Raw genomic sequence first — 3,712 nt, forward strand, 5'->3', positions numbered from 1 at the left:
GATCGCTAAGGCCAGTCTCGGCGAAAAGGTTGAGGCGGGTTTCTCCGTACTCCGAAAGGGCCGGCTGCAGGCGTCCCCCCTGATCAAAGCGGGTGCGAGGCCGATAGACCTCCGGCTGCAGCGAAAAAAAAGTCTTGCCGGCACCGCGGGGAAAACCGCATCCTGCCCAGGCCGGCAGCTCCGGCGGCATTGTGCTGACCACCAGACTCACCAGCAGGCTTGCCCTTAGAAATCTCAGCTTCTCCATGGCAGGGATCCCGGCAGCTTCAGGGGGATTGTATCCCCAGGATTAAGCTCTGGGCCAAGATCCGGGACAAAACCGGCTTTGGAACGACTGCTAACTATGAGGTGGCAGCCGGTAGGCCCACCTGTGCCCGGAATTGGCGAGCGGCGGTCAGCGCTCCGAAGGGATCCCCCTTATACAGGCCGTAGTGCATCAAGGACAGGTGCCGCAGCCCCAGTTGAGACACTTCCCGCAGCCACTCCGGCTGGCTCATGAGCTGAAAGTCTGTATGGACGGTGTCGGCCCGTCCGCCACTGGGGTGCTTGTCTTTGATGGAGGGCTCGTAGTGGGCCAACATCAGGTTGGAGTGGATAGGGGAAAACAGGCGGCAACAGAGGCGGATTTGCTCTGGGTTGCCGGGATCCGGGCCGTTCAGCTCTGGGTTAAACTCCCCTGGCCGCCGCTGGCGCATCGACTGGAAGGCGATCCCGTCCATCCGGCTCAGGGTCTCGGCAAAGGGCTCCACCATGCTGCGGCCTGCCCCCCGGGAAGGGTCGTCAAAGGTGGCAATCCAGCCCCCCCAGCACAGGGCCACTTCGGCTGCCGGCAGCCGCTCTTTGATGGCCTGTCGGGCTGTGAGGACATTGCGCATCAGGGCTTGGTAGTAGAAAGCAGTGTCGGCGTTGTAAGTGTCCGCCGGGATCCGCCAGTAGGAAAACTCAGTAGCCAAGCTCCAGTAGGTGGGGCGGCCCTGAGGATTGGCTTGGGCAATATAGCCCGCCAGCTCGGCCACGTCCTCCACAAATTGCGGGGAGATGTGGTAATCGCCGCAGGGGCGGTGGGTGTCGTCTTCCCAGGTGATGATGTGGAGGGTATAGCCCCGCTCAAACCACTGCCGCAAGAGCCCGGCCTGGTGCCAGTTGCGCCAAAAGGAGAGATCTCCCTGGCGGTGATCAAAGCTGTTCAGCCAGCCGCTCAGGAAATGGGGATCCCACCCCTGCGCCACTGCCGCCACCTGCGGATCCGACTCGATTTCCCAGAGGAAGCGACCGGGATCCTCGCCAATGCCCACCTGCCAGCGGGCCAGCAGCTCTGACAAGTTCATGCTTCCCGTCTCGGCATTTTCCGGGCTGCGACTCCCCTGCTGACTCAAAAACTCCTGGCCACAGCCGGCAACCCCATAGGCAGCCAGCAGCGCTCCGCCCGCTTGCAGCACCTGTCGCCGCTGCCAGGATCGTCTCCTTTTCATCTCCTCTCCTCCTGCGGTTCCTCTTGGTGTTGGCGAGCCCACAGCCGCACTTGGGGGGAGCTATAAACCTCCCTGAAGCCCGGCAGCCCCTCAAAATTGAGCTCAGGCCAAAATTGCAGGATGCGATCGGCGCTCCGCAAGGGATCCGCCAGCCCCGCTACCAAGAGGTAGTCCACCCTTTCCTGGGGATGCTGAAGGGCCAGGGCAAACTCGTACTGGTGAGGAGTAAGGAAAGAGCGGGGATCCCTTGCCCAAAAGATAGCCTCAAAGTGGATGTCGTCGTCCACCAGCACTTTTTGTCCGGGCAACAGGTGGCGATAGAGATACTGCCCAACCTGCCGCTTTTCTTGCCGCAGCCTCCGCCAGTCTTCTAGGGCTTGCCCAGCAGAGGTTACTTCATACAGGTTTTGGGCAGCTTCCAACTCGCCACTAAGGGGCACTACCCCTGCCACCAGCCGCTCCCAGAGATCCCGCTCCTCGGCCACCAGGGGCATGAGGAAACCCGGCTCTTGGCTCACCCCATAACCGGCAGTGAGGCAGTTCAACCCCAAGAGGGCAGTGATCAACAGGCGCTTAGCCCAGCCGGGGCCGGCTCCGCGACACAAGTAGGCGCCCATCAGCAAAGGCAGCGGCACCCAGAAAAGGCCAAAGCGGCTCAGCTCCCGCAAAAACAGCCCCTGCCCTAGAGAAGCCAGCAGGATGACCAGCGGCATCCCCCAGACCAGAGCCCATACCCAGCGACCCGGGCCTCGGCCCAGCAGGGATCCCAGCCCCAACAGCAGATAGGCAGGGGCCAGCACCGCCAGCCATTTCCCAGCCTCCAGCACCCCCCGCCAGCCACCCGCCTGCTGCAAGTCTTCCCGCAATTGCGGCAGCCGCAGACCGCTGCCCACCTGGTAGGTGAAAGCCCAGGGATCCCCTGCCGACAGCCAGTTCACGTACAGCCAGCTCAACATCAGGGCCAGGCTGATAAACCCTGCCACCAGCAGCGAAGCCAGCCGAAAACCCCAGGACTGTTTGCGAAAAGCCAACAGCAGCACCCCTGCCACCCAGGGCAGCAGCCACCCACTTTCCCAACGCAGCACCATCAGAGGCCCCAGCGCCAGCCCAATGAGCAGTAGCCGTAGCGCAATGGGCAGCTCGCCAGAATCCGCCCCAGTCTCTGCCCTGGCCTGCTCCTCTTTACTCAAGGGAAACAGCAGGGCCATGTTCACCCCCACCAACCCTGCTGTGGCTGTCCAAACAGGGCTGCGCAGCAGCATCAAGATCAAAGTCGGCTGCACCACCATCAACAAACCCCACAGCCAGCACCATCCCACCTCCACCGGCAAACGGCGTAACTGCCGCCACACCCAGCCCAGCACCAGAGAGCCGAAGACAGTCTGCAACAACAGCGGGGATCGTCCCAGAATGGCCGTGACCATCACCAGCAAGGGAGGAAAGGTGGTGCCCACAATGGGCAGGCGGGGATCCGGCCCCAAGGCCGCCACGGATCCCTTATAGCCAAGAAACTGCATCTCCAAGCTCACCCAGCTCCAGCCTTCCTTCAAACCCCACAGAAGGCTAGCCAGCAGCAGAAACAGGATCCCGGTAGACCCGAAGAGCCGCAAGAAAGCCCTGAGCTTGGTGAGAAACATGGGTTGCTTTAACGACTTCAAGAAGTTAGAAGGCAACTCATTCAACAGCGAATCAAGCCTTAAGAGTTGTCTGATGAGAACAAGCCTTAAGAGTTGTCTGATGAGAACAAGTTTCAGAAAAAGTATGGGGATGGGCTGACGTGTCTAGGCACTGGACACAGGGATAGACTAGCATTCCCTGTCTTGAGAGTCTTTTTCTACGAGTTTTGGCGTAGGCCAATTCAGCCAGATTGTCGATGAGGGGTTCTCGGATTCTGAGAGAGGATGGGGACGACTTTGCAAGGACATGATCTTATGTTGCAGGCTGTGCGGGGCGTGAATGATGCAGCAGTTCCAGCGCTTGAGCTGGTACCCTCTCAAGCAGAAACCCGTCCTTGGGGATCCTTCTGGGTTTTGGATGAAGGCCCGATGTACAAGATCAAGCGCATCGAGGTGAAGCCTGGCCATCGGCTCAGCCTGCAGATGCACTACCACCGCAGCGAGCACTGGATCGTGGTCAGGGGCACAGCGAAGGTTACCCGTGGAGAAGAGGTGATGCTGCTGAGCTCCAACGAGTCCACCTACATTCCCCCCTGCACCAAGCACCGCCTGGAAAACCCCGGC

The 3,712-nt window shown here is 60.8% G+C and carries 3 protein-coding genes and 1 pseudogene; 1 reads left to right on the forward strand and 3 read right to left on the reverse strand.

Going from position 1 to position 3,712, the window contains the following annotated elements; genetic code table 11:
- From NW837_RS08340 to NW837_RS08350, 3 genes and pseudogenes are all read right to left on the reverse strand, one after another.
- Positions 1-247: pseudogene (locus NW837_RS08340) on the reverse strand (hypothetical protein); the annotation flags it as partial.
- A gap of 94 nt (positions 248-341) precedes the next feature.
- Positions 342-1,472 carry a hypothetical protein gene (locus NW837_RS08345; protein ID WP_414330594.1) on the reverse strand — a complete coding sequence of 377 codons (1,131 nt, stop codon included), beginning with the start codon at positions 1,470-1,472 and terminating at the stop codon, positions 342-344.
- Complete coding sequence (locus NW837_RS08350; RefSeq protein ID WP_414330597.1) at positions 1,469-3,109, reverse strand: hypothetical protein; 1,641 nt, start codon at positions 3,107-3,109, stop codon at positions 1,469-1,471. Before NW837_RS08350 ends, NW837_RS08345 begins: the two co-directional genes overlap by 4 nt.
- Before the next feature lie 294 nt (positions 3,110-3,403).
- On the opposite strand from NW837_RS08350, the gene NW837_RS08355 reads away from it, so the two are divergent.
- A partial coding sequence (locus NW837_RS08355) for a cupin domain-containing protein (protein ID WP_414330600.1) occupies positions 3,404-3,712 on the forward strand: 309 nt, incomplete at its 3' end.

Origin of the sequence: Synechococcus sp. R6-10 (genome assembly GCF_047461815.1) — a bacterium.
Lineage (GTDB): Bacteria > Cyanobacteriota > Cyanobacteriia > Thermostichales > Thermostichaceae > Thermostichus.

Excerpts from the sequence above, each read along its gene's own strand:
- NW837_RS08345 (WP_414330594.1), bottom strand. The coding sequence starts at position 1,472 with ATGAAAAGGAGACGATCCTGGCAGCGGCGACAGGTGCTGCAAGCGGGC.
- NW837_RS08350 (WP_414330597.1), bottom strand. The coding sequence starts at position 3,109 with ATGTTTCTCACCAAGCTCAGGGCTTTCTTGCGGCTCTTCGGGTCTACC.